Genomic DNA, 22,645 nt, shown 5'->3' on the forward strand with positions numbered 1-22,645 from the left:
GAGGAACCGGTCGAGCCGAGGAGGCGCACCCATGGCGAACACGCCCAGGAACCCGAAGGAACTGCTGGCCCAGGCGGACGTCGCGTCCCGTGCCAAGCACGGCGCGGCGGTGGTCAAGGAGCAGATGCGCGACACCGCGGCGCAGGTCAAGGACAAGGTCGCCGAGGGGGCCGCGCACGCCGAGGAGTACCGCGCCGTGGCCCAGGTCGAGGAGAAGGTCGCCGAGGCCGCGCGGCGGGTGCGCGGCGGCACGCCCGAGCCCGTGCGGGCCGCGGCGGGCCAGGTCGCACGGACCGGCGGCAAGCACCCCCGGGCGTTCATAGCGGTCGTGGCGGGCACGGGCGCGCTGATCGCCTTCGCCGCGCTGCGCCGCCGCAGGCGGGACGACGGGGCATGAGCCCGGTCAAGCTGCTCTACAAGCCGGTCGGCGCCGGCTTCGGCATGCTGGGCGGCGCGCTCGCGGGCGCGCTGTTCAACCGCCTCTGGAAGACGGTCGCGGGCGAGGACGACGCGCCGGACGCCCATGACGAGGAGCGCGCCTGGCCCGAGATCCTCGCCGCGGCCGCGCTGCAGGGCGCGATCTTCGCCGTGGTCAGGGCGGCCGTGGACCGCGGCGGCGCGGTCGGCGTGCGGCGCCTGACGGGGACCTGGCCGGGCTGACCGGCGGCGGCCTCTGGCATGATCGGCGCGGGCGCCGACAGGCCGGACGTACAGAGGCTTGAGGCATTGATGGAAACGAACAGCAGCACCCACGGCAGCGCGGCCCGCGACGAGCGGCGCGTCGCCCTCGTGACCGGTTCGTCGTCGGGGATCGGCGCCGCGATCGCCCGGCGCCTGGCCGCGCGCGGGGTCCGTGTGGTCGTCAACTCCGCCCGCTCGGTGGCGGCGGGCGAGAAGCTGGCGGCGGAACTGCCCGACGCCGTCTACGTCAGGGCGAGCGTCGCGGACGAGGCCGACGCCAAGCGGCTCGTGCAGACCGCCGTCGACACGTACGGCCGCCTGGACATCCTGGTCAACTGCGCGGGCGCCACCCGGTTCATCGACCACGACGACTTCGAGGCCGCGAGCCCCGAGGTGTGGCGGGAGCTGTACGACGTCAACGTCATCGGCGTCTGGCAGACGATCACCGCGGCCGTCCCGCACCTGCGGGCGAGCGGCGCGGGCAGCATCGTGAACATCTCGTCCCAGGCGGGCGTGCGCCCCGGCGGCAGCTCCATCCCCTACGCGGTCAGCAAGGCCGCCGTGAACCACATGACCAAGCTGCTCGCCAAGACGCTCGGGCCCGCGGTGCGGGTCAACGCGGTGGCGCCAGGCATGATCGACACCCCGTGGTTCGACGAGGTCGAGGGCGTCGAGGCGGCCATGGAGGCCGTCGCGGAACGGCTGCCGCTGGGGCGGGTCGGCCGCCCCGAGGACATCGCGGGGGCCGTGGTCGATCTGGCCGATTCCGCGTACATCACGGGCGAGGTGCTGCTCGTGGACGGGGGCGGCCACCTGCTGTGAGGCGCCGGTGCGGAATCGGCCTCAGAGGCTGAGCTTGAACCCGTCGTGGCTGCGTGCGAAGCCCAGTGAGGCGTAGAAGCGGTGCGCGTCCTCGCGGCGTTTGTCGCTGGTCAGCTGGACCAGCGCGCAGCCACGCGCGCGTGCCCGCGCGACGGCCCGCTCCATGAGCTGCCTGCCGAGCCCGCCGCCGCGCCGGTCGGCCCGGACCCTGACCGCCTCGATCAGCGCGCGTTCGGCGCCGTGCTTGCCGAGCCCGGGGATGTAGGTCGCCTGGAGGCAGCCGAGGACCGTGGGCACGGCGCTCTCGCCGCCTTGGGCGCCGTCCGCCTCCTCGACCAGGACGAGCACCTCGTTGCGCGGGTCGTCGACGATCGCCGCGAAGGCATGCTCGTACGCCTCGTCGACGCGCACCGACGCCGGGTCCACCACCGTCTCCTCGTCGGCGAGCAGGGCGAGGACGGCGGGGAGTTCGGCGCGGGTGGCCGGGCGGAGGATCAAGGACGTGCGCATGGCCGGGAGTCTCGCATGCACGCCGCGGACCCGCGTTGACGGGTCCGCGGCGCCGGAGGAAGCTCAGGCCATGAGCACGAGGCAGCAGTACCCCTTCGCGCGCTACGTCGCGATCGGCGACAGCCAGACGGAGGGGCTCGGGGACGGCGACGAGCAGCACGGCTACCGGGGCTGGGCCGACCGTTTCGCGGAGATCCTCGCCGCGGGCAATCCGGACCTCACGTACGCCAACCTCGCCGTGCGCGGCCGCAGGACGGCCGGGATCAAGGCCGAACAGCTGGGCCCCGCCCTGGCGTTGAAACCGGACCTGGTCACCGTGATGGCGGGCATGAACGACCTGGTGCGGCCCGGCTTCGACGCCGCGCGGGTCGCCGCGGACATCGAGGAGATGTTCACCGAACTCACCGCGGCGGGCGCCCGGGTGGCCACCGTGACCTTCCCGGACATCGGACGCGTCTCCCCGCTCGCCCGGCGCGCGCTGCCCCGGGTCCTCGATCTGAACGCCCGCATCCGCGCGGCGGCCGACCGGCACGGGGTGGCCGTCCTCGACACGTTCCCGCACCGGGTCACCACGGATCCGCGGCTGTGGAGCCGGGACCGGCTGCACGCGAGTCCGCTCGGCCACGCCCGGATCGCCGCGGGCATGGCGGATGCCCTGGGCGTGCCGGGACACGGCGGCTGGCGCGAGCCCCTGCCGCCGCTCGCCCCGCAGTCCGTGTTCAACGCGGTGACCCAGGAGGCGCGCTGGTTCGCGGGGTTCATGGGTCCGTGGATGTGGCGGCGGATGCGCGGCCGTTCCTCGGGGGACGGCCGCGCGGCGAAGCGGCCCGTGCTCGGCGCGGTGACGGTGCCCGATCACGAACGGGCTTGACCTCAAGTCCGGTTGAGGCCGGAGTGTGGGCCGTGCCCGGGGCGATCACCGGTCCGGGCACCGACACGCACACCGAGACGGACGGATGGGACCAGCCATGTCCACACCCCAGGAACCGCACCGGACCACGGCCGCCACCGTGACCGCCGCGCCCACCACCACCCTGCGCACCGGCACCCACCCCGACCCGGCCCGCCCCGACGCGGGACGCGCCTTCATCAGCACCTGGAGCACGGGCTCGGCCGAGCGGCAGCGGGCCACCCTGGACGCCATCGCCACGGCCTGGACCAGCAGGGACTGGCCGCACGAGGGACTGCTCTCGTACGCCGTGTACGCGGGCGCCGACGGCGACACCCTCCTGCACCACTCGCAGTGGCGGGACGAGGACGCCTACCAGGACTTCTTCGCCGGCGCCTCGAACGGCAGGGACGCCAGGAACACCGACATCGACGCCGCCGTGCCGGGCATCGAGCGCCTGGGCCTGGCGAAGACGACGCGGTACCGCAGTTGGACCGGCGCACCGGAGCGCGCGGACCGGGAGCCCGGCGCGATCGTGATCGTGCGCGTCACCTTCGAGGGCCCCGACGCCGACCGGCAGCGGGCCTGGGTGGACGGGGTGATGGCCGCCCTGGACGCCGACGGCCTCGACGGCAGGGGGCTGCTCGCCGCGCACTTCCACGTCAGCACCGACGGCAGGCAGGTCGTCAACTACGCGGAGTGGACCGACGCGCAGGCCCACGTCGACGCGCTCGCCGCCGCGGGCGACGGGGTGGGGGCGCCGACGCCGGAGTGGCGGCGGGTGCGGGACTTCCCCGGCGTCGTCGCCGATGACGTGGTCGCCCGCTACAGGTTGGCGCACACCTTCGTACCGCGCGGAGCGTAGATCCCGGACGCCTTACCGCCGACCCCCTGACCCGCCTGGACAGCGGCCCCCGTCGGCGGGACGGTGGAGCGGCGCAGGGCGATGCGAGGGGGACGGCATGAGCGGCTCGGGCACCGGCAAGGAATTCGAGATGGTCAGGGAGTTCGAGGTCGACGCGTCGCCCGCCGAGGTCTGGGACGCCCTCACCACCGGAGCCGCCGGCTGGCTCAGGCCCCTGCGCTACGAGCCCCGCGAGGGCGGGGCCGCGCCCTCCGGCGGCACCGTCACCTGCTGGGAGCCGCCGCACCGGCTCACCGCCCGCGTCGAGGACCCCGACCGCGTCCCCGGCCAGACCCTCAGCCAGGTCGACCACACCGTCGAGCCGCGCAACGGCGGCCGCCGCTCCTGGGTGCGCTACGTCCGCAGCGGCGTCTTCACCGGCGACCGGGACGCCCAGTACGACGCGGTCGCCAAGCACACCGACTTCCGGCTGCACACCCTGTGCGAGTACCTCACCCACTTCAAGGGCCGCCCCGCCGTGCACTCCGCGATCACCGGGCCGCCCGCGTCGGCCGCGCCGGACGCCTTCGTCAGGCTCGGCCGCGCGCTCGCACTGCCCGACGACGCGTCGGAGGGCGCCCGTGTCCGGGTCAGGGCGCCCGGCGAGCCGCTCGACGCGGTGATCGACTTCCGCAGCAGGTACTTCATCGGGCTGCGCACGGACGACACCCTGCACCGCTTCTTCGGCCGCAACCACTTCGGGCTCCCGGTGACCGTCGGCGTGCACGACTTCGGCGCGCAGGCCGACGGCAAGCACACCGAACTGGCGTGGCAGGACTGGCTGGACCACCTCTACGGATGAGGCAGTCCGGCCGGTCACCCCGCGTGCGCCGTGCCGCGCCTACGGGCGGAAGCGCAGCACCTGCGGGTCGTGGTCGCTGTTCTGGTCCGCGAACTCCGCGTTGATGTGCACGCTGTCGTAGGCGAAGTCGCGGCCCACTCCCGGGCTGGTCAGGATCTGGTCGAGGACCTGGGAGTTGCCCTGGTAGACGTACGAGTAACGCTCGCTCCTGGGCAGTGACCTGACGGCCGAGCGCAGCGCGCCGCCGTCCTCCAGGGCCTTGGCGGCCGCCGAGAACTCGAAGTCGTTGATGTCGCCGAGCACCACGACGTCGGCGTCGCGCTGCACCTTGCGCAGGTCCTTCACGAAGCCGTTGACGACCTGTGCCTGCCGCAGCCGCTTGGTCTCCGATGAGCGCACCGGGGGCTGGTGGTGCGAGGTGAGGCCCTCGTCGCCGCCCTTGGAGCCGAAGTGGTTGGCGATCACGAAGACCGTGCGGCCGCGGAAGACGAACTCGCCGGCCAGCGGCTTGCGGCTGTCCGCCCACGCCGCGTCGGCGGGCGCGATCCGGCCGGGGGAGTGGGTCAGCGCGGCCCGGCCCCCTTGGCGTACGACACCGGTGGGGGTGGTCGCGTCACCGGGCGCGCGCTCGGTGAAGGAGACCCGCTCGGGGTTGTAGAGGAAGACCTGACGGATGTTGCCGCCGGGCTCGCCGCCGTCCTTGTTGTTCTCCGGGTCGACGGAGCGCCACGCGTAGCGCGGGCCGCCCGCCGCGACGATCGCGTCCGTGAACTTCTTCAGCGTCGCCTCCGCCGAGACGGTGCCGTCGTTCTTCGCGCCCGTGTCGTCCTGGATCTCCTCCAGGGCGACGACGTCGGGCGAGGCGAGGTTGGCGACGACGGCGCCCGCCAGCGCGTCGAACTTCTGCTGCGGGTCGCCCGGGTCGAGGTTCTCCACGTTGTACGTGGCCACGGCGAGCTCACCCTTGGCCTGGCGCCGCGTCTTCTCGCGCGCGAGGCCCTTGTCGGCGACGTCGCCGAGCTCGCGGGCGACCAGCGTGTAGCCGCCGAACTGGTTGAAGTCCAGGGGACCTTCGGTACGCCCGGTCAGCACGTCGCCGACGTTCGCCTTCGGGAAGGGCTGCTGGGCGACGGGCGCCAGCTGCTGGATCTGGAGCCGTCCGCCGTTCTGCGCGCGGTAGGAGCCGTAGACGGTGCCGCCGCGCCGGTTCGGGTTCTCGTGCTTCTTCACCGTCACCCAGAGCTCGTTGTAAGCATCTGTCGCGCCGACCACGCGGGAGGTGCCCACGCGGACGTTCATGCCCTCCAGGGACTCGTAGAAGTCCAGGGCGTACGCGCGGGGGCGCAGCGGCAGGCCGTTGACGCTGTCGTCCTGCGCGGGGTCACCGGCGGGCGCGTACGCGGCGGGCACGGACTTCGCGTCGACCCTGACCGGCTTGGGCAGCTCGTTCCCGGACGACGTGACGGTCACCGTCGGCTTGGTGAGCTGGGTGAGCGACTGGTTGCCGGAGGCCGCGCCCCCGGGCACGTACTCGCCGACCGTGCCGGAGACCAGGACCGCGTCCCCCGGCTTGACGGTGAGCGGCGCCGAACCGGTGAAGACGAACACGCCCTCGCTGGTGGCCGGGTCCTTGTCGGCGTCACCGTCGGCCGACTGGATCCAGAAGCCCTTGGAGCCGTAGCCGCGCACCCCGGTCACGACGCCCGCGACGTCCGTGACCTGCTGTCCGGCGAGCGGCGACACCCGGGTGGTGCCCTGGATGTCGTGGATGGCGACGGGAGCCGCCGACGCGGCGGACGAGGTGGTCACGAGCAGTCCCGCGGCGAGCGCGGTGGCGACGACGGCACCGACGGCGGCGCTTCTCGGTATCTGGGGCATCAGGGAACTCCGGGTGAGGGAAGACGGAGAGGACGACGGGCGCCCGGACGGGCGCTCTACGCGCGTCAATCTCTTGCGTGGCCAGGGGAGTTGTCAAGGTCGTGCGGGTGCCCTTTCCCTGTACGTCATCTGACAGGGACATGAACCGGGCGGCACCCGGCCAAATCCGTCTAGGCTTGCGCCTTGCCGAGCCCTACCTTCGGCGCCCCGCACCTTCGGAGGAGAACCAGCAGATGTCCGTAAGCCCCGCCACCCTGCCGCCGGTGCTGCTGCACTCCGAAGCGGACCTCGCGCGGGCCGCGCTCGCCACGCCGCTGCTCTCCCGCGCCGTGCGGCTCGCCCGCTGGGCGGGACCCGCGACCCGGGTCGGCGCGGGCGGCGAGCTCGTCGACGCACAGCTCCCCGCGGCCGCCGCCGAGCTCGGCCTGGCGGCGGACGACCCCGACGCCGCCGCGTACGCGAGCGAGGCCTGGCGCGTCGCCGTCGACACGGGCCTCATCGAGGTCACGGACGCGGAGGAGGAGGGCGCGGAGGGCACCGTCGCCGCGGGCGAGGAGCTCGCCCTGCTCACCGCGGGCGGCCCGCAGGACGTCCTCGGCATCTGGCTCGGCGCCCTCGACACCGTGTACGCGGACGCCACCGTGCCCGACATGGAGGACCTCCTCGACGTCCTGGAGGAGAACGGCGAGGTCGACTTCAGCGAGCTCGGCTGGGACCCGCAGGCCGAGGCCGACTTCCTGGACGGCGTGCTCGGCAACCTCTACCTGCTGACCGTCGGCGACGCCGCGGGCGGCGAGGGCCCGGTGCCGCTGCCCGCGCTCGCCGCCTCGATGATCGTCCCCGACGACATGGGCGAGCCCACCGACGACATCCTGGAGCAGGTGTCGGACGCGATGATGAAGCTCGACGACCAGTTCCGGCTCTTCGAGCCGCTCGGCCTCGTCGAGTACCAGCCGGTCGACGAGGCGCTGATGGCCGAGATCGACGAGGCCGCCGACGAGCCCGCCCCCGTCGACGACGAGGACGTCAGCCGCTACGGCATGGTCCGGCTCACCCCGCTCGGCCTGTACGGCATCCGCGCCCGCATGCTGGAGGCGGGCGTCGACGCGCCCGCCGTCGGCGACCTCGCGGACAAGGGCGCGGACGCGCTGCTCGACGGCACGTCGGGATTCCCGCAGGCCGCCGCGCAGGCGGAGATCGAGCAGTGGCTGGCCCGGCACGAACCGCTCGGCGCCGCACGGGAGTTGCTGACCGCGGCGCGCGGCGGCGACGAGGGCGCGCCGCTGCGGCGGCTGCGCTGCCAGCAGGCGCTCTCGCTGGTCGGGAACGAGGCGGAGCCCGCGCTGCGCGAGGTGCTCGACGACCCCGAGCTCGGGGGCCTCGCCCGGGTGTGGCTCGCCGAGCACGGCGCCTCCGACGTGCCCGCGCCCTCGGAGGAGCTCGTCTTCTGGCTGACCATCGACACGCTCGCCGCGCAACTCGCCGCCGAGGGCAACTCGGACGAGCTCCAGGGCCTGGTCGAGGGTCTCGCCGAGCAGCACAGCGGCTTCTTCGCCACGGCATGGCGGGTGGAGCACCCCGCCACGGCGGACGTCCTCGACGCGATGGGCCGCCTCCACCCCGACAAGAAGGTGGCGAAGGAGGCCCGCAAGGCGGCGTTCAAGGCGAGGAATCTGTGAGCCCGTCCGGCGATTGAGGACGAGCCCGAAGGGCGATGAACAGCACCCCGGGTGGGCCCGACATCCCAGGCCCACCCGGGTTCCGCTCACCCCGCCGGAGGCGTCAGCACTCGTAGCGAGTCGTGTGCTTGAACGACGACGTCGCCCCGTCGAACCCGTACGTCCCCCGGTACGCCGGCGGATTCTGGTACTCGCCCACGATCGTGATCGTGTTCGCGCAGCTGCCCTGCCCGGCGCGCTTGGCGTCCAGGCGGATCGTCTCGCCGATCGTGCCGCCCGTGATGTCCCACGGGGCGCCGCAGATGCCGGAGGTGATCTGGCCGCCGGTCACCACGTGCGGATAGGTGTTGGGGTTGTACTTCACCTCGATGGCGAACGTGACCTGGCCGCTGTGGAGCGTCAGCTTGCAGTCCGTCGAGAGGGACTCGGCCGACACGTCGGCGACCTGCGCGGCGAACGCCTCGTCGCGCGTCTTGACCTCGGCGCCCTGCGGATTGTGGAAGCGGTGCTCCGACGTCCGCGACTGGCCGCCCTTCTGCTTACGTGCCTGGGTGGTCATGGAAAACCCTCCTTCCGTCCTGACCGTCAGGCCAGCAGCTCGGCGATCTCCACGCGCAGCAGCGCGCGGACGTTCTCGATGTGGTTGGCGACGGTCACGGTCGAGGAACCGGCGAAGAGCAGGCCCACCGCGACGTCGTCCTGCGAGGTGACGAGCGAACCGGAGTCGCCGCCCGCGGAGATGTTCGTGGTCAGGATCTGGTCCTTGAACCGCGCGGTCCCCGCCGTGCCGTAGTTGACGTCGATGGTCGCGTCGATGGCGATGATCCGGCCGAAGCTGATGTTCGTCGTCCTGCCGGTCTTCTTCACCAGGTCGCCGACGGCCACATTGGCCTTGCGGCGCCAGGCGCGCGGCGCACCGCTGAAGTACTGCTCGCGCGTCGCGTCCTGGAAGTCGACCGCGCCGAGCGCCGCGTCGACCACGTTGTTGTGCCGTTCCAGCGGGATCTGCGGGGCGAACTGGATGGTGATGAACCGCTCCAGCGTCGCGATGCGGTCCGCCGGGTCCTGCCCGCCGTCGAACACGCCGGGCTGCACGATCGCGCTGCCCAGCTGCGCCCGGTTGGAGTCGGCGAGCACGTGGTTGTTGGACAGGATGTAGAACTTCGCCGGTACGCCGAGGCCGGAGCCGGGCGGGTCGACGGAGGCGCCGGGCAGGAAGTCGTAGACCACGCTGCCGAGGGTGCCCGCGGTCACCCGGACGTTGCCGACCGAGAAGCCCGAGGGGCACGGACGCATCCGGCGCTTGAGCAGCTGGGGCTCGAACGCGCCGCGTCCGATGAGCTCTTCGAGCTGCGGCTGGCCGAGGCCCGCGAGCTGTTCGCTGACGCTTCCGTCGGGGCCGTACGACACCGAGGGGCGGTCCTCGGCGCGGCGGCCGCCCGGCCTGCTCTGGCCGCGCTGGGCCGCGATGTGGCCGACCGCGATGATGTCGGTCGGGGTGCCGTCGTCCATCTGGCGCGGGACGACGTCCCGCTCCGGGAGCATGGACTCGGGGACTTTCTGGGTGACGAACACCAGCACGGCGGGTTCGCCGGTGGGCTCGCCGTCCGTCCACTTCACGCCGTGGCCGAAGCCGACCACGTTCGCGAGCGGCTGCTGGGGCCGCAGGAAGTCGGACATCGCCTGTTGGCGGGAGCTGTCGCTGACTTGACCGCCGGTGGGTCCTCGCATCAGTTCGGGCTGGCTCACCACGCCAGACCACCTCTTCCTCGTTGAAGGGTGGGACTTCCGGACGGCGCCCGTGCGTCGCTCTCGCTACGCCCCGCCGTCCTGCGCGTCGACTTCGCCGATGGCGAGCACGCGTACGGGGACACCTTCGAGCACGTCCGGAATCACGTCTTCGTCACGGAGCCGGTCACGGGGCACTCGGTGGGTGACAAAGACGACGATCACGTCCTGACCCGAGTGGTCGTCCCTTCCGATGCCGACGCCGGTGACATTGGCCAGCTTCATCAGCCGGCTCTCATGGAGGCTGCGTGCCTGATGTGCGTCCACTCGGCTCGCCTCCCCGTGCGGGTGGTGCGGCGCTGCACGTGGTGATGTCTATTGCGGTGCGCACCGCGGGTCAAGGTGTTCTGCGCGGATTCTTCGCTTTACGGGTGATCCGCTCCTGTTGACCTTGTTTACGAAGTCTCCGCCGCCCTGTCACCGGCCCGTGGCAGCCCGTGCCGCGCCGACCCTTGGCCAAGGCTCAGGTGCGCAGATGTGAAGCGCCGTTGAGGTCGAGGACCGTGCCCGACGCCCATTCGGCCATCGGCGACGCCAGCCACAGCACCGCCGCCGCGATCTCCTCGGCCGTGCCCGCACGCCCGAACGGGCTCTGCGCGCGGATCGCCTCGCCCTCGGCCCCGCTGAGGCGGTGCGCCACCCGCTCCGTCCCGAAGAACCCGGGCGCCACCGAGGCCACCGCGATCCCGTGCGGCGCGAGCGACACGGCGAGCGACTGGCCGAGCGCGTGCACCGCCGCCTTCGTCGCGCCGTACGCCGGGTGGTCGGGCTCGCCGCGGAAGGCGCCGCGCGAGCCGATGTTCACGATCCGGCCGCCCGATCCCTGGTCGATCATGCGGCGGGCCGCGAGATGGCTGAGGTTCGCCGTGGCGAGCAGATTGACCGAGACGTGCTGCTGCCACAGCGCCGCCCACCGCTCGTACGACGTCTCGGCGAGCGGATGCGGCAGGTTCACCGCCGCGTTGTTCACCAGCACGTCGATGCCGCCGAGCGCCCCTGCCGCCCGGTCCGCGACGTCCGCCGCGCTCGCCGGGTCCGACAGATCGCCGCCCACCAGGACGTGCCCCTCGCCCGCCAGCGAGTCGAGCGTGGCCCTGGCCTCCTCCTCGCGCGATCCGTAGTGCACGGCGACCCGGTCGCCGTTCTCCGCGAAGGCCACGGCGAGCGCGCGGCCCAGACCTCGGGACGCTCCGCTGACGAGGACGCGGCGGCCGGTGGCTGGCAGGTTCATGGAAGGAAGCCCCTCGACGTCGAACAGTGTTCAACCGCCGTTTATACGCGAGCGGGACCGTGGCGCCGACAGCAGCCCGGTCGTACGTTTCCGCCACCGCACTCCGGCCCTCAGGAGAAACCATGTCGCTCACCCGCAGGGACTTCACCAGATCCTCCGCGCTCACCGGCGCCGGGGTCGCCCTGGCCGGCAGCGTCGGCGCGCTCGCCACCGCCCCCGGCGCCCTCGCCGCGACGGACGTCCACGAGTCGGCGGAAGAGGACGCCCTGGGCCACGGCCGCCACCACGACCCCGGTTACGGACCCCTCCTGCCCGACCCCGAAGGGCTCCTCGCGCTGCCCGCCGGATTCTCGTACCGCGTCATCACGCACAGCGGCAGGACCCGCCTGGAGAGCGGCGAGTTCACGCCGTCCAACCACGACGGCACCGCCGCCTTCCGCGGCCCGCGCGGCAGCACGCTCCTCGTCAACAACCACGAGCTGAGCGGCCCCAGGTCCAAGTGGAAGAACCCCGTCCCGCTCACCGGAGGGCTCGTCTACGACCCGGCCGCGTCCGGCGGCTGCACCGTCGTCGAGGTCCGCCGCGACGGGCACGTCGCCGAGTGGGTCGGCATCGCGGGCACCGCCACCAACTGCGCGGGCGGCAGCACCCCGTGGGGCACCTGGCTCACCTGCGAGGAGACCGAGGACAAGGCCGGCCAGAACGGCATGACCAAGGACCACGGCTACGTCTTCGAGGTCGACCCGCTCGACACCCGCGCCAACCGCGCCCCCAAGCCCGTCAAGGCCTTCGGCCGCTACGCCCACGAGGCCGTCGTCATCGACCCCAAGCGCGGCCACGCCTACCTCACCGAGGACGCCGCGGGCCCCAACGGACTGCTCTACCGCTGGACCCCGCCGCACGGCTTCGAGCACGGCCGCGGCAGGCTGCGCACCCTCGCCGACGACGCGGGCGTCCTGAAGGCCCCCAAGTGCTACGACTCCGGCGGCCGCTTCGTCGACGACCTGTCCCGCGCCACGAAGACCGGCACGGTGTACGGCGTCGACTGGGTGGAGGTGCCCGACCGCGACGCCCGTACGGTCCCGGTCCGCGAGCAGTTCGACGACGGTGACATCACCCGCGCCCGCAAGCTCGAAGGCATGTGGTGGGGCGACGGCGGCGTCTACATCGTCTCCTCCTTCGCCCGCGCCGAGAGCCCCGTCCAGCACGACGGGCAGGTGTGGTTCTACCACCCGGGCCGCCGCACCCTGACCCTGAAGGTGCTGCTCGGCGTCAACCCGGACCCGGGCAAGGACGGCGCCTTCGACGGCCCCGACAACATCACCGTCTCGCCGTACGGCGGTCTGGTCATCGCCGAGGACGGCGAGGGCGTCCAGCATCTGTTCGGCGCGACGGAGAGCGGCCGCACGTACCCGATCGCGCGCAACGAACTCGCTGTGACATCAGCCGCTGCCGCGGCGGGCGGCACCCCGGAGAAGCCGGAGTACAGCGAGTTCACCGGCGTCACGTTCTCGCCCGACGGACGGACGCTCTTCGCCAACATCCAGACGCCCGGCATCATGCTGGCGATCACCGGGCCCTGGAAGCGGCAGCGGCGCTGACGCGGCCCGCCTAGGCGGCGTTCACGGCCCGCAGGGACGAGGTGCCGAGCCTGGCGTACCAGCCGTCGCCGTCGGCGGCCAGCCAGGTGACGGCCTCGTCCACCGGCCACTCGCGCAGCGTCCGGCCCGCGCGCAGGCTCAGCGCGCGGACCACCCCGCCCGCCGTCACATAGACCGTGTCGCCCCCGACGGCGGGCGGGCAGCGCGCGACGGAGTCGAACGGCGTGCGCCACAACTGCCGCCCGCCGTCGGCGAGATCGACCGCCTGGAGCGTCTTCTCGTCCCGCCAGTTCAGCAGGACGCCGCCCCGGGTGACCGGGCCCCGTCGGCCGCCGCCCGGCAGCACCGGCCAGCCCGTGTCGAGACCCGCGGTGGGATGGCTCCACAGGCGCTTGCCGCTCGCGGGGCTGAAACCGGCGAGGACCTCGCCCGCGGCCAGCAGCAGCCCCGTGCCCGACGCGTGCCCGAGCGCCGTGGCACCGCTGCCCGTGGTCAGCTCCAGCGGCTCCCTGCGCAGCCGCTCCCCGGTGCGTACGTCGATGAGGTGCAGCTCGTCGGCGTCGCTCAGGAGCACGAACCTGTCCCCGCCCCGGCCGCCCGGCGCGGGCAGCGTGACCGGCGCCGTCTGCGCCCGCCCGTCCTCGCCCAGCCCGGTGTACGTCCACGGCTCCCGGTCCGTGGCCGCTTCGACGCAGTACACGCGCGGGTCGAGGGACCCGGTGTCCGGCACCAGGAGCAGTCGGCCGCCCGAGACGGCCGGGGCCCGCCAGTCGCGCGAGTCCTCCTCGCGGCGGGCACGTGGCGCGCCGCCCGAGGGCAGCGCGCACGAGCGCAGCACCCGGTCGTCCGGCGCACCGCCGCCGTCGTCGAGCAGCACGAGCCGTCCGTCCGCGACGGCGAACCACCGCACGTTCCCGCGCCACACCCGCGCCGGACGCCACGGCTCGCCGCTGCGCAACCCGACCGCCCTGTCCAGGAGTTCGGGGGCGACCAACAGCCCGTCCAGCACGCCCCAGCGGGGCTCGGGGGCGCCCGCCGCGCTCTTCTCCTCCTGCCACCGGCGCGTGCCGTCCACGGCGCTGACGGCCCGCACCAGGCCCTGCGTGGTGCCCGGGGCCGCCTGCGGCCCGTGCACGAGCACGGTGTCCCCGGCGAGCAGCGCGGAGTTCACACCGCCCGTGCCGTCCCGCGCGCCGGTCAGCTCCCAGCGCTGCCGCCCCGGCCGCTTCGACCCCTTCTCCAGGACGGGTCCGTCCTGGCCCGTGTCCTTCGCGGGCGTCCCCGGGGCGCGGGCGAAGGACCAGACCCCGAGACCGGCGAGTCCGGCGCCGCCGGTGGTGAGGAGGGCGCGGCGGGTGAGGGTGGTGCGGTGGCGGCGGGCGGGGTCTGGCGCCGACTCCCGCACGGCGGGGATGAGTTCACGCGTCGGCGCGGCACGCTCCCCTTCCGCCTTTACCCCTTCCTCTTCCCCTCTCCCTTCCCCTCTCCCTTCCCCTTGCCCTTCCCCTCCGTCTTCGTCGCCCGCGATGAGTGAGCGCAGTGGCTCGGCGCGCCACCACAGGGGAGCGTCGGGCGCCGAGGCCTGCTCCAACACCCTTGCCACGGTGGGCCGTTGGTCCGGGTCCTTGTGCAGGCACGCGGCGACGAGCGCGCGCAGGCCGTCCGTCTCCGCCAGCCCTTCGAGGTAGGGCTCCTCGTGCGTGGCGCGGTAGAGCAGCACCGCGACCGGGCCCGAGCCGAAGGGCTGCTCGCCCGTCGCGGCGAAGGCGAGGACCGCGCCTAGGGCGAACACGTCCGTGGCGGGCCCGACATCGGAGCCGCCGATCTGCTCCGGGGCCATGTACCCGGGCGTCCCCACCATCGATCCGGCCTCGGTCAGGCCGGGTTCACCGGCGGCGCGGGCGATCCCGAAGTCGATGACGCGCGGCCCTCCGGAGGTCAGCAGCACGTTGGACGGCTTGAGGTCGCGGTGCACGATGCCCGCCGCGTGGATGCTCGTCAGGGCCTCGGCGAGACAGGCCCCGAGCGATCGCACGGCCGCGACGCCGAGCGGGCCGCCCGCGGCGACCGCGCGGCGCAGGGTGACCCCGGGCAGGTACGCCGTGGCGAGCCAGGGCAGCGGCGAGTCGGGATCCGCGTCGAGCACGGCGGCGGTGTGCGCACCCGTGACGGCCCGCGCCGCGGTGGCCTCCCGCCGGAACCGCTCCCTGAAGCGCGGGTCGGCGGCGAGATGCGCGTGCACGGTCTTGACGGCCACGAGCCGCCCGCCGGGACTGCGCCCCAGATACACCTGACCCATGCCTCCGGCCCCGAGCCGCCGCACGATGCGGTGCCCGCCGAGACGGCGGGGGTCACCGGGGAGCAGCGGGGTGCCGGGCGGCAGCGGACCACCGGGCAGGGGCGGCGCTCCGGTCACGGGCGGCCGGTCCTCGTCACCAGGGCGGCCGGCGCGGGGTCAGCTGTCGTCGGCTGCGGGGGAGCGGAGGGCGTCATGCGCCCGTGTCCCGCGGACCCCGGAGCGTGTGCAGGGTGCGGTCCGCGCAGACGTGGACCAGGCCGTCGTGCGCCGTGGCCAGGGACATGTGGGACGCGGCGGGGACCGGGGCCGCCCAGGCCACGTCTCCCGTACGGGCCTTCAGCGCGTAGACCCCCCACACGCCCCCGTCGGCCGCGCCTTCCGGCTCCGGCCCGGCCACCAGGACCAGACCGTCCGAGACCAGCGGCGTGCCGTTCCCGATCCACCGGAACCCCGGCCGTGACCAGCGCCTGCGGCCCGTCCCCGCGTCCAGCGCCTCGACGCCGCCGGGCCCAGCGGTGAACACCAGGCCGTCCGTGGCGCGCGGTGTGACCGTCGTGCCGGTCTCCGCGGCCCGGTCCCACACCGCGCGCCGGTCGCCGAGGCCGACCGCCTCGATCCGCTCGTCCGTCGCGAAGTAGCCGACGCCCTCGGCCCCCGGGTGGATCCGGGGACGGCCCGCGCCGTTCTCGACCTCCCGCTCCAGCGTGCCGTCGGACGCCTTGAGCACGACCAGCGGATCACCGTGCGCGTACCGGTCGCTGCCCGGCTCGCCGGGATCCTGCGCAGCCGCGGCCACGGCTATCCGCCCGCCCGCGTCGTCCACACCGATCACGCCCGCGGCCCGCCCCTCGTGGAACCAGAGCTCGTCCCCCGTACGGGAGTCGAAGCCGTACGCCCGCCAGGGCCTGTCCCAGGTGCCGCGCTGCTCCCACCGGGTGCCGTACGGCGCGTACGTGAGCAGGCAGGCGACGCCGTCCGAGACGGTGAACAGGCCCTTGCCGCCCTCCAGTTCGCTGTTCGGCGCGTCGAGGGGGCGCGGCGGCCGGTGCCGGTTGCGGAGCAGGACGCCCGACGTCCACGCCTGGCGGCCGCCCGCCACCCGCAGGGCGATGAGCTCCGGCTCGATCGCGCCGTCCCGCAGGACGTAGACCAGATCGCCGTCCGTCCGTACGCTCCGCAGGTCCTTCCGCGGGTAGGTCCAGCGGACCGTGTCGGTCGCCGCGTCCAGGCGGGTGAGCCCGGTGTCGTCGAGCACGTACAGGTCGTCGCCGCCGCGCAACAGGGCGCCGCCGTACGCGACTTCACCGATGTCGCGGCTCCAGACCACCTCACCGGCGGCGGGCCGGGGCGCCCGGCGCTTGCCGGTCCCGCCGCCCTCACCGTCCCCGCGGAGCAGGACACCGGCCGTGGTGGTCCCCACGGCGGCGAGGGCCGCGCCGCCCCAGGCGAGGAGGCGGCGGCGCGAGGAGCGGTGCGGGGGCGCGGGTGGGGCGGGGGGTGCGTCGGCCGGGGCGGGCGCCGTGGGCGCCCCGGGCGGCGTGAGTGTCGCGGATTCCGTCGACCCCGTGGGCTCGGCGGGCCCGCGCGGCCCGTCCGCGGGGGCGCCGCCCGAAGGCGTACCGCCCCAGGGCATGGCGAGCGCGGCGCCGTCGCTGTCACCGTCACCCGAGGCGTCCCCGCCCGCCGAGCCCTCCGGTCCCTCCCCGAGCAGCTCGGCGACCGCGTCCTCGCGGCGCCGGATCAGGCCCGCCACCGGCTCCTGCTCCCACCACGGCTCGTCCGCCGCGCGCTCGCCGCACCAGGCGAGGACCTCGGGGACCGTGGGCCGGTCACCGGGGTCCCTGGCGAGGCAGCGGCCGAGGAAGGCGGTCCAGTCGGGGCCCGGTACGCCCAGCAGATCGGGCTCGTCGTGCAGCGTGCGGTAGAGGACCTCGGGCGCGCCGCCCGAGCCGAACGGGCCGCGTCCGGTCGCCGCGACCGCGAGGACCGCGCCGAGCGCGAACACGTCGGCGGCGGGCCCCGGCCGCGCGCCCCTGGCCAGCTGCTCGGGGGAGATGAAGCCGGGGGAGCCGATCGCCTCGCTCTCGGCGGTCAGGCTCGTGTCGGCCGCGCTCTTCGCGATGCCGAAGTCGATGATCTTGGGTCCGTCGCGCGTGACGACCACGTTGGACGGCTTCACGTCCCGGTGCACGAGCCCCGCCGCGTGCACCGCGGCGAGGGCCTCGGCGAGCGCGGCGCCGAGCGTGGCGAGTTCGGCGGAGCCGAGCGGCCCGTGCGCGGCCACCGCCTTCGGCAGCGCGGGACCGGCACAGAACTCGATGGCGAGCCACGGCTGCTCGGCGTCCGGGCCCGCGTCGAGCACGGCGGCGGTGTAAGGACCCGAGACGGCCCGCACGGCGAGCGCCTCGCGACGGAAGCGCTCGCGGAACTCCGGGTCGGCCGCGAGGTGCCCGTGGACCGTCTTCACGGCGACCGGCCGCCCCGACGCGGACCGTGCGAGATGCACACGGCCCATGCCGCCCTCGCCGAGCAGCGAGACGATCCGGTACCCGCCGACCTCCACGGATCCCCCTTCCAGCGGGCCAGCGGCCCTCGTGCGACAGATGACATGACGGACGAGCCGACGCCCTCTGCGACGCCTGCGAGGCATCGTACGGTTGCGTCCGCCGGGAAATCACCGGGCACCCGGCGGCCGCGAAAAACCCTTGGCACCCCACGAGTTCATTCTCCTAAAGTGAGGAACGTCCAGGTGAGCACCATCGCCGGTTCCGCCGAGAAGAACTCTGGACACCCATAAATCCATTTCTCTTCCAGCACCTCCCGGTGCGCCGGTCGCGGCTACTTCCTCTCCTGAAATCACGCCGCGGCCACCATGAACTCGGGAGACTCAGCAGCTGGTGTGTGCCCGGTGCGCAGGCAGCGGATACTTCTTGGGATCAGAGGGCTGCGGGTTCGAATCCCGTCATCGACCACGGGTCGGTGTAGCTCAATCCGGTAGAGCATCCGATATGAATCCCGCCGCCGATCCCTGAACTCGGGCACGCTCCTGCCGCATGATGCCTCCCCCCATCCGCACAGCACGATGAATTCGGGGGAATTCTCATGGCACGCTTCAACACCAAGAAAATCAAGGCGATGGTCGTCTCTCCCGTGCGGTCGACGGGACGCACCACGCACACGTACGAGGGCGGCACCGGACACCTGCGCGACGCGCGCTCCGAACTCTTTCTCCTCGCGGTCGCCAACTTCGTCTCCCAGCAGACCTTCTACGAGACCGGGGGCCGGCGCGACGACCGCTTCGCCACGCTCGTGCGCCGCCTCGCCGTCGAGGACCCGGCGTGGACCGCGGGCCTGCTCGGCTGGCTGCGCGGCGACGGCAACATGCGCACGGCCTCGCTCGTCGGCGCCGCCGAGTACGTCAAGGCCCGCCTCGACGCGCACGCCACGGACGGCCCCGCCAACCGTCAGGTCGTCGCCTCCGTGCTGCGCCGCCCCGACGAGCCCGGCGAGTTCCTCGGCTACTGGACGTCGGCGTACGGCCGCAACATCCCCAAGCCCGTCAAGCGCGGCATCGCCGACGCGGTGCGCCGCCTCTACGGCGAGAAGTCGCTCCTGAAGTACGACACGGCGTCCAAGGGCTACCGCTTCGGCGACATCCTCAACCTCGTGCACGCCGCCCCCGACCCGGACAAGCCGTGGCAGGGCGCCCTCTTCCAGTACGCGCTCGACCGCCGCCACCACCCGGAGACGGCCGTGCCGCCCGAGGGCGCGCGCGTGCTCGCCGCGCACCGGGAGCTGATGGCGCTGCCCGTCGCCGAGCGGCGCGCGGTGGTCACCGGGCCCGACGGCGCCGAGCGGCTCGCCGCCGCGGGGCTCACCTGGGAGGCGCTCGCCGGCTGGCTCCAGGGGCCGATGGACCGGGCGGCCTGGGAGGCCGTGATCCCGTCGATGGGTGCCATGGCGCTCGTCCGAAACCTGCGCAACTTCGACGAGGCGGGCGTCTCGGACGAGGTCGCGGCGACCGTCGCGGACCGGCTCGCCGACCCGGAAGCCGTCGCGAAGTCGCGGCAGTTCCCCTTCCGCTACCTCGCGGCGTACCAGCACGCGCCGTCGCTGCGCTGGTCCTACCCGCTGGAGCGGGCGCTCGGCCACTCGCTGGCCAACGTGCCCTCGCTGCCCGGACGCACGCTGATCCTCGTCGACCGCTCCGGTTCGATGTGGTCGCCGCTCTCGGACCGCTCGCGGCTCAACCGGGCCGACGCGGCCGCGGTCTTCGGCACGGCGCTGGCGCTGCGGGCCGCCGACGCGGACCTCGTCCAGTTCGGCACCACCAGCGCCCGCGTGAAGTACCGCGCGGGAGAGTCCGTCCTGAAGGTCCTGGACCGCTTCGGCGACCTCGGCGGCACCGACACCACCGGGGCGGTGCGCCGCTTCTACAAGAAGCACGACCGGGTCCTGATCGTCACCGACGAGCAGGCGGCGTACAACTTTCACGGCGACCCGACCGAGCAGGTCCCCGACGACGTGCCCGTCTACACCTGGAACCTGGCCGGATACCGGACGGGCCACGGTGCGTCCGGCACCGGCAACCGCCATGTCTTCGGCGGCCTTTCGGACGCGGCGTTCCGCACGGTGGGTCTCCTTGAGGCGGGGCGCGACGCCGACTGGCCGTGGGCGGACGCGGCCTGAGACGGGGCCCGCGGGCGCTCTTGTCCCTCCCGGAGCCGGGATCTAACGTCACGATCCCCGACTCCGGGAGGTTCCCGTGTCCGCACCCCTCGACACCTACGAGCGCTATCCGCTCCTCTTCGGGCCCTCGCCCGTGCATCCTCTGGAGCGGCTCACCCATCACCTCGGAGGCGCCACCCTGTGGGCCAAGCGGGAGGACTGCAACTCCGGCATCGCGTACGGCGGGAACAAGACCAGGAAGCTGGAATACCTGGTCGCCGACGCCCTCGCGCAGGGCTGCGACACGCTCGTGTCGATCGGCGGCGTGCAGTCCAACCACACCCGCCAGGTCGCCGCGGTGGCCGCCCGCGCCGGGCTCAAGTGCGTCCTGATCCAGGAGAGTTGGGTCGACTGGCCCGACGCCGTCTACGACAAGGTCGGCAACATCCTGATCAGCAGGCTCGCGGGCGCCGATGTGCGCCTGGTGCGGGCCGGGTTCGGCATCGGGGTCAAGGAGAGCTGGGAGCGGGCGGTGCGCGAGGTCGAGGAGTCCGGCGGCACGCCGTACGCCATCCCCGCGGGCTGCTCCGAACACCGGCTCGGCGGCCTCGGCTTCGCGCAGTGGGCGTACGAACTCGTCGAGCAGGAACGGGAACTGGGGGTCTTCTTCGACACCGTCGTGGTCTGCTCGGTCACCGGCTCCACCCAGGCGGGCATGATCGCGGGCTGCGCCGCGCTCGCCGACGAGGGCGAAAGGCCGCGCCGCATCCTCGGCATCGACGCCTCCGCCGCACCGGACCGCACCCGCGAGCAGATCACCAGGATCGCCCGCGGCACGGCGGAACTCATCGGCGTACAGCGGGACGTGGCGGCGGACGTCGAGCTGGACGAGCGCTATCACGCGGGCACCTACGGCCTGCCCGACGAGGCGACCCTCGACGCGATGCGCCTCGCCGCGCGGACGGAGGGCATGGTGACCGACCCGGTCTACGAGGGGAAGTCGATGGCCGGGCTCATCGATCTGGTGGCCACGGGCGAGATCCCGCGCGAGGCGACCGTGCTCTACGCCCACCTCGGCGGACAGCCCGCGCTCAATGCCTACAGCGCACTGTTCTGAAAGCACGCAGGGTGCCCGTCGCGGCACGGAGCGTTATCGGCGTAGCCCGTTCGGGTCGTGTCCGGGGCATGCGGGCGGCCTGCTGCGGCTGCGGTTTGTGTGTCTGTTCCATACCGATGTGAGGGCGGTGTGAGCTCGAAGCATGGTGTGCCGGGTCCCCGGGGGCGCATACTGCGAACATGACGAGGCCCCCCGGCTCGCGCCGCCACCTGCCGAACAGTCCCTTCAACGTGCCCGCTCCGCCCGCACCACCCGTAGAGCAGTTCGCCGTGGGTGACCGTGTCTCCCACGACCAGTACGGACTCGGGAGGATCGTCGGCGTCGAGGGAGAGGACGCGGTGGTCATCGACTTCGCGGGCCGTCAGGGACGGTTCCTGAGCCCTTATCCCAAGCTGGCCAAGCTCTGATTCCGACACTGTGATCTGACACACACGAGGGGCGGCGGACCGTGCGTGCGGTCCGCCGCCCCTCATGTGTGTGCGGGTGGCCGCCACGGGCGGCCGGGTGCCGCTACAGCGCCTGCGCCGAGGGCTTCACCATGCCGCGCACCGTGCGCGACTTCACGAACTGCCCCATCGCGGTCATTTCCCACTCGCCGGTGAACTGCTTGATCAGCTTCGCCATCATCACGCCGGTCTGCGCCTCGGCGTTGGTCAGGTCGAAGCGGACCAGCTCCTCGCCGGTCGCCGCGTCGATCAGGCGGCAGTACGCCTTGGCGACCTCCGTGAACTTCTGGCCGGAGAACGAGTTCACCGTGAAGACCAGGCCCGTGACCTCCTGGGGGATGCGGCCGAGGTCGACGACGATCACCTCGTCGTCACCGCCGCCCTCGCCCGTGAGGTTGTCGCCGGAGTGCTTGATCGCGCCGTTCACGATCGAGAGCTTGCCGAAGTAGCAGCTGTCCACGTGGTTGCGCTGCGGGCCGTACGCGATCACGGACGCGTCCAGGTCGATGTCCTTGCCGCGGAACGCCGGCTCCCAGCCCAGGCCCATCTTGACCTGCGAGAGCAGCGGACGGCCGCCCTTGACCAGGGATACCGTCTGGTTCTTCTGGAGGCTGACGCGGCCCTTGTCCAGGTTGATCTTCCCGGCGCCGGGCGCGGGGGCGGCCGGGGGCGCGGCGGGCGCCGGCGGCGCGGCCAGGCGCGGGTCGCTGACGGGCGGCGGCGGGCCCTGCACCGCCTGGCCCGCCGGAGGCGCCGGCGGGGCCGCAGGAGCCGCCACGGGGGCCGGGGCGGGCTCTTCCACGGAGACGCCGAAGTCCGTGGCGATGCCCGCCAGGCCGTTGGAGTACCCCTGGCCCACGGCGCGGGCCTTCCACGCGCCGTTGCGCAGGTAGATCTCGACGATCACCAGGGCCGTCTCGGTGCCGAGCTGCGGCGGGGTGAAGGTGGCGAGCACCGAGCCGTCGTCCGCGTTGCGGATGGTGGCCGTGGGCTCGACGCCCTGGAAGGACTGGCCCGCCGCGTCCGGGCTCGCGGTCACGACGATCTTCTCGATGCCGGGCGGCACGGCGGCCGTGTCCACGGTGATCTTGTCGGGGGTGGTACCGCCGCCGGACTGGTAGGTCACACCGGGGCCCGAGGGCTGGTTGAAGAAGATGAAGTCGTCGTCGGAGCGCACCTTGCCGTCGGCGGTGAGCAGCAGGCCCGATACGTCGAGCCGCACGGGGGCGGCGACGTCCACCGCCACGCGGGCGGCGGTCAGCGGGATGTTCGAGCCGGGGGTCATAGCTGTCATGCCGGGAGTAACGAACGACCCGGCTTTGCCGTTCCC

Annotated in this window: 20 protein-coding genes; 11 read left to right on the forward strand and 9 right to left on the reverse strand. The window is 73.4% G+C overall.

Annotated elements, in window-relative coordinates; genetic code table 11:
• The first annotated feature begins 31 nt into the window (after window positions 1–31).
• The 3 genes from ACIO9J_RS34040 (at window position 32) to ACIO9J_RS34050 (ending at window position 1,503) form a co-directional block, all read left to right on the forward strand.
• Window positions 32–397: a hypothetical protein gene (locus ACIO9J_RS34040; RefSeq protein WP_402008065.1), complete on the forward strand. Its 366-nt coding sequence runs from the start codon at window positions 32–34 to the stop codon at window positions 395–397.
• The gene (locus tag ACIO9J_RS34045; RefSeq protein ID WP_402008067.1) at window positions 394–660 is read left to right on the forward strand and encodes a DUF4235 domain-containing protein; all 267 of its coding nucleotides are present in this window, start codon (window positions 394–396) and stop codon (window positions 658–660) included. Before ACIO9J_RS34040 ends, ACIO9J_RS34045 begins: the two co-directional genes overlap by 4 nt.
• A gap of 69 nt (window positions 661–729) precedes the next feature.
• Entirely contained in the window at window positions 730–1,503 is a 774-nt protein-coding gene (locus tag ACIO9J_RS34050) for an SDR family NAD(P)-dependent oxidoreductase (protein ID WP_402008069.1), read from the forward strand.
• A 21-nt stretch (window positions 1,504–1,524) separates the two neighbouring features.
• On the opposite strand, the gene ACIO9J_RS34055 is transcribed toward ACIO9J_RS34050, so the two are convergent.
• Entirely contained in the window at window positions 1,525–2,013 is a 489-nt protein-coding gene (locus ACIO9J_RS34055; protein ID WP_402008071.1) for a GNAT family N-acetyltransferase, read from the reverse strand.
• Between the two features lie 70 nt (window positions 2,014–2,083).
• On the opposite strand from ACIO9J_RS34055, the gene ACIO9J_RS34060 reads away from it, so the two are divergent.
• The 3 genes from ACIO9J_RS34060 (at window position 2,084) to ACIO9J_RS34070 (ending at window position 4,608) form a co-directional block, all read left to right on the forward strand.
• Window positions 2,084–2,884, forward strand: coding sequence for an SGNH/GDSL hydrolase family protein (locus tag ACIO9J_RS34060; RefSeq protein ID WP_402008073.1), 801 nt, complete (start codon window positions 2,084–2,086; stop codon window positions 2,882–2,884).
• Between the two features lie 97 nt (window positions 2,885–2,981).
• Window positions 2,982–3,767 carry an antibiotic biosynthesis monooxygenase gene (locus ACIO9J_RS34065; protein WP_402008075.1) on the forward strand — a complete coding sequence of 262 codons (786 nt, stop codon included), beginning with the start codon at window positions 2,982–2,984 and terminating at the stop codon, window positions 3,765–3,767.
• A 97-nt stretch (window positions 3,768–3,864) separates the two neighbouring features.
• Window positions 3,865–4,608 carry an SRPBCC domain-containing protein gene (locus ACIO9J_RS34070; RefSeq protein WP_402008077.1) on the forward strand — a complete coding sequence of 248 codons (744 nt, stop codon included), beginning with the start codon at window positions 3,865–3,867 and terminating at the stop codon, window positions 4,606–4,608.
• 39 nt (window positions 4,609–4,647) lie between these two features.
• On the opposite strand, the gene ACIO9J_RS34075 is transcribed toward ACIO9J_RS34070, so the two are convergent.
• Window positions 4,648–6,486, reverse strand: a complete 1,839-nt coding sequence (locus ACIO9J_RS34075) for an endonuclease/exonuclease/phosphatase family protein (RefSeq protein ID WP_402008079.1) — start codon at window positions 6,484–6,486, stop codon at window positions 4,648–4,650.
• Between the two features lie 233 nt (window positions 6,487–6,719).
• On the opposite strand from ACIO9J_RS34075, the gene ACIO9J_RS34080 reads away from it, so the two are divergent.
• Window positions 6,720–8,165 (forward strand): hypothetical protein, encoded by a 1,446-nt coding sequence (locus ACIO9J_RS34080; RefSeq protein ID WP_402008081.1) that lies wholly within the window; start codon window positions 6,720–6,722, stop codon window positions 8,163–8,165.
• Window positions 8,166–8,268: 103 nt separating this feature from the next.
• Here ACIO9J_RS34080 and ACIO9J_RS34085 read toward each other — a convergent pair whose 3' ends face one another.
• The 4 genes from ACIO9J_RS34085 to ACIO9J_RS34100 form a co-directional block, all read right to left on the reverse strand.
• Window positions 8,269–8,724 carry a hypothetical protein gene (locus tag ACIO9J_RS34085; protein ID WP_402008083.1) on the reverse strand — a complete coding sequence of 152 codons (456 nt, stop codon included), beginning with the start codon at window positions 8,722–8,724 and terminating at the stop codon, window positions 8,269–8,271.
• A gap of 26 nt (window positions 8,725–8,750) precedes the next feature.
• Window positions 8,751–9,914: a hypothetical protein gene (locus ACIO9J_RS34090; protein ID WP_402008085.1), complete on the reverse strand. Its 1,164-nt coding sequence runs from the start codon at window positions 9,912–9,914 to the stop codon at window positions 8,751–8,753.
• Window positions 9,915–9,980: 66 nt separating this feature from the next.
• Window positions 9,981–10,178, reverse strand: coding sequence for a hypothetical protein (locus ACIO9J_RS34095; RefSeq protein ID WP_402008087.1), 198 nt, complete (start codon window positions 10,176–10,178; stop codon window positions 9,981–9,983).
• A 238-nt stretch (window positions 10,179–10,416) separates the two neighbouring features.
• Window positions 10,417–11,184, reverse strand: coding sequence for an SDR family NAD(P)-dependent oxidoreductase (locus tag ACIO9J_RS34100; protein ID WP_402008089.1), 768 nt, complete (start codon window positions 11,182–11,184; stop codon window positions 10,417–10,419).
• Window positions 11,185–11,306: 122 nt separating this feature from the next.
• Between ACIO9J_RS34100 and ACIO9J_RS34105 the strand changes: the two genes are divergently transcribed.
• Window positions 11,307–12,785 carry an alkaline phosphatase PhoX gene (locus ACIO9J_RS34105; protein WP_402008091.1) on the forward strand — a complete coding sequence of 493 codons (1,479 nt, stop codon included), beginning with the start codon at window positions 11,307–11,309 and terminating at the stop codon, window positions 12,783–12,785.
• Window positions 12,786–12,795: 10 nt separating this feature from the next.
• Here the strand turns inward: ACIO9J_RS34105 and ACIO9J_RS34110 are convergent, their stop codons facing one another.
• Both ACIO9J_RS34110 and ACIO9J_RS34115 read right to left on the reverse strand, forming a co-directional pair.
• Window positions 12,796–15,201, reverse strand: coding sequence for a protein kinase (locus ACIO9J_RS34110; protein ID WP_402008093.1), 2,406 nt, complete (start codon window positions 15,199–15,201; stop codon window positions 12,796–12,798).
• Between the two features lie 73 nt (window positions 15,202–15,274).
• Entirely contained in the window at window positions 15,275–17,647 is a 2,373-nt protein-coding gene (locus tag ACIO9J_RS34115; RefSeq protein WP_402008095.1) for a protein kinase, read from the reverse strand.
• A gap of 539 nt (window positions 17,648–18,186) precedes the next feature.
• Between ACIO9J_RS34115 and ACIO9J_RS34120 the strand changes: the two genes are divergently transcribed.
• The 3 genes from ACIO9J_RS34120 (at window position 18,187) to ACIO9J_RS34130 (ending at window position 21,276) form a co-directional block, all read left to right on the forward strand.
• A complete protein-coding gene (locus ACIO9J_RS34120) occupies window positions 18,187–19,773 on the forward strand; it encodes a TROVE domain-containing protein (protein ID WP_402008097.1) in 1,587 nt (528 codons plus the stop codon).
• A gap of 76 nt (window positions 19,774–19,849) precedes the next feature.
• A complete protein-coding gene (locus ACIO9J_RS34125) occupies window positions 19,850–20,869 on the forward strand; it encodes a 1-aminocyclopropane-1-carboxylate deaminase (RefSeq protein ID WP_402008099.1) in 1,020 nt (339 codons plus the stop codon).
• Window positions 20,870–21,048: 179 nt separating this feature from the next.
• On the forward strand, window positions 21,049–21,276 hold the full coding sequence (locus ACIO9J_RS34130; protein ID WP_055549867.1) for a CarD family transcriptional regulator: 228 nt from the start codon (window positions 21,049–21,051) through the stop codon (window positions 21,274–21,276).
• Between the two features lie 103 nt (window positions 21,277–21,379).
• Here ACIO9J_RS34130 and ACIO9J_RS34135 read toward each other — a convergent pair whose 3' ends face one another.
• Window positions 21,380–22,600: a TerD family protein gene (locus ACIO9J_RS34135; RefSeq protein ID WP_402008351.1), complete on the reverse strand. Its 1,221-nt coding sequence runs from the start codon at window positions 22,598–22,600 to the stop codon at window positions 21,380–21,382.
• Window positions 22,601–22,645 lie beyond the last annotated feature (45 nt).

Source organism: Streptomyces sp. NPDC087300 (assembly GCF_044744425.1).
In the GTDB taxonomy this organism is placed as follows: Bacteria; Actinomycetota; Actinomycetes; order Streptomycetales; family Streptomycetaceae; genus Streptomyces.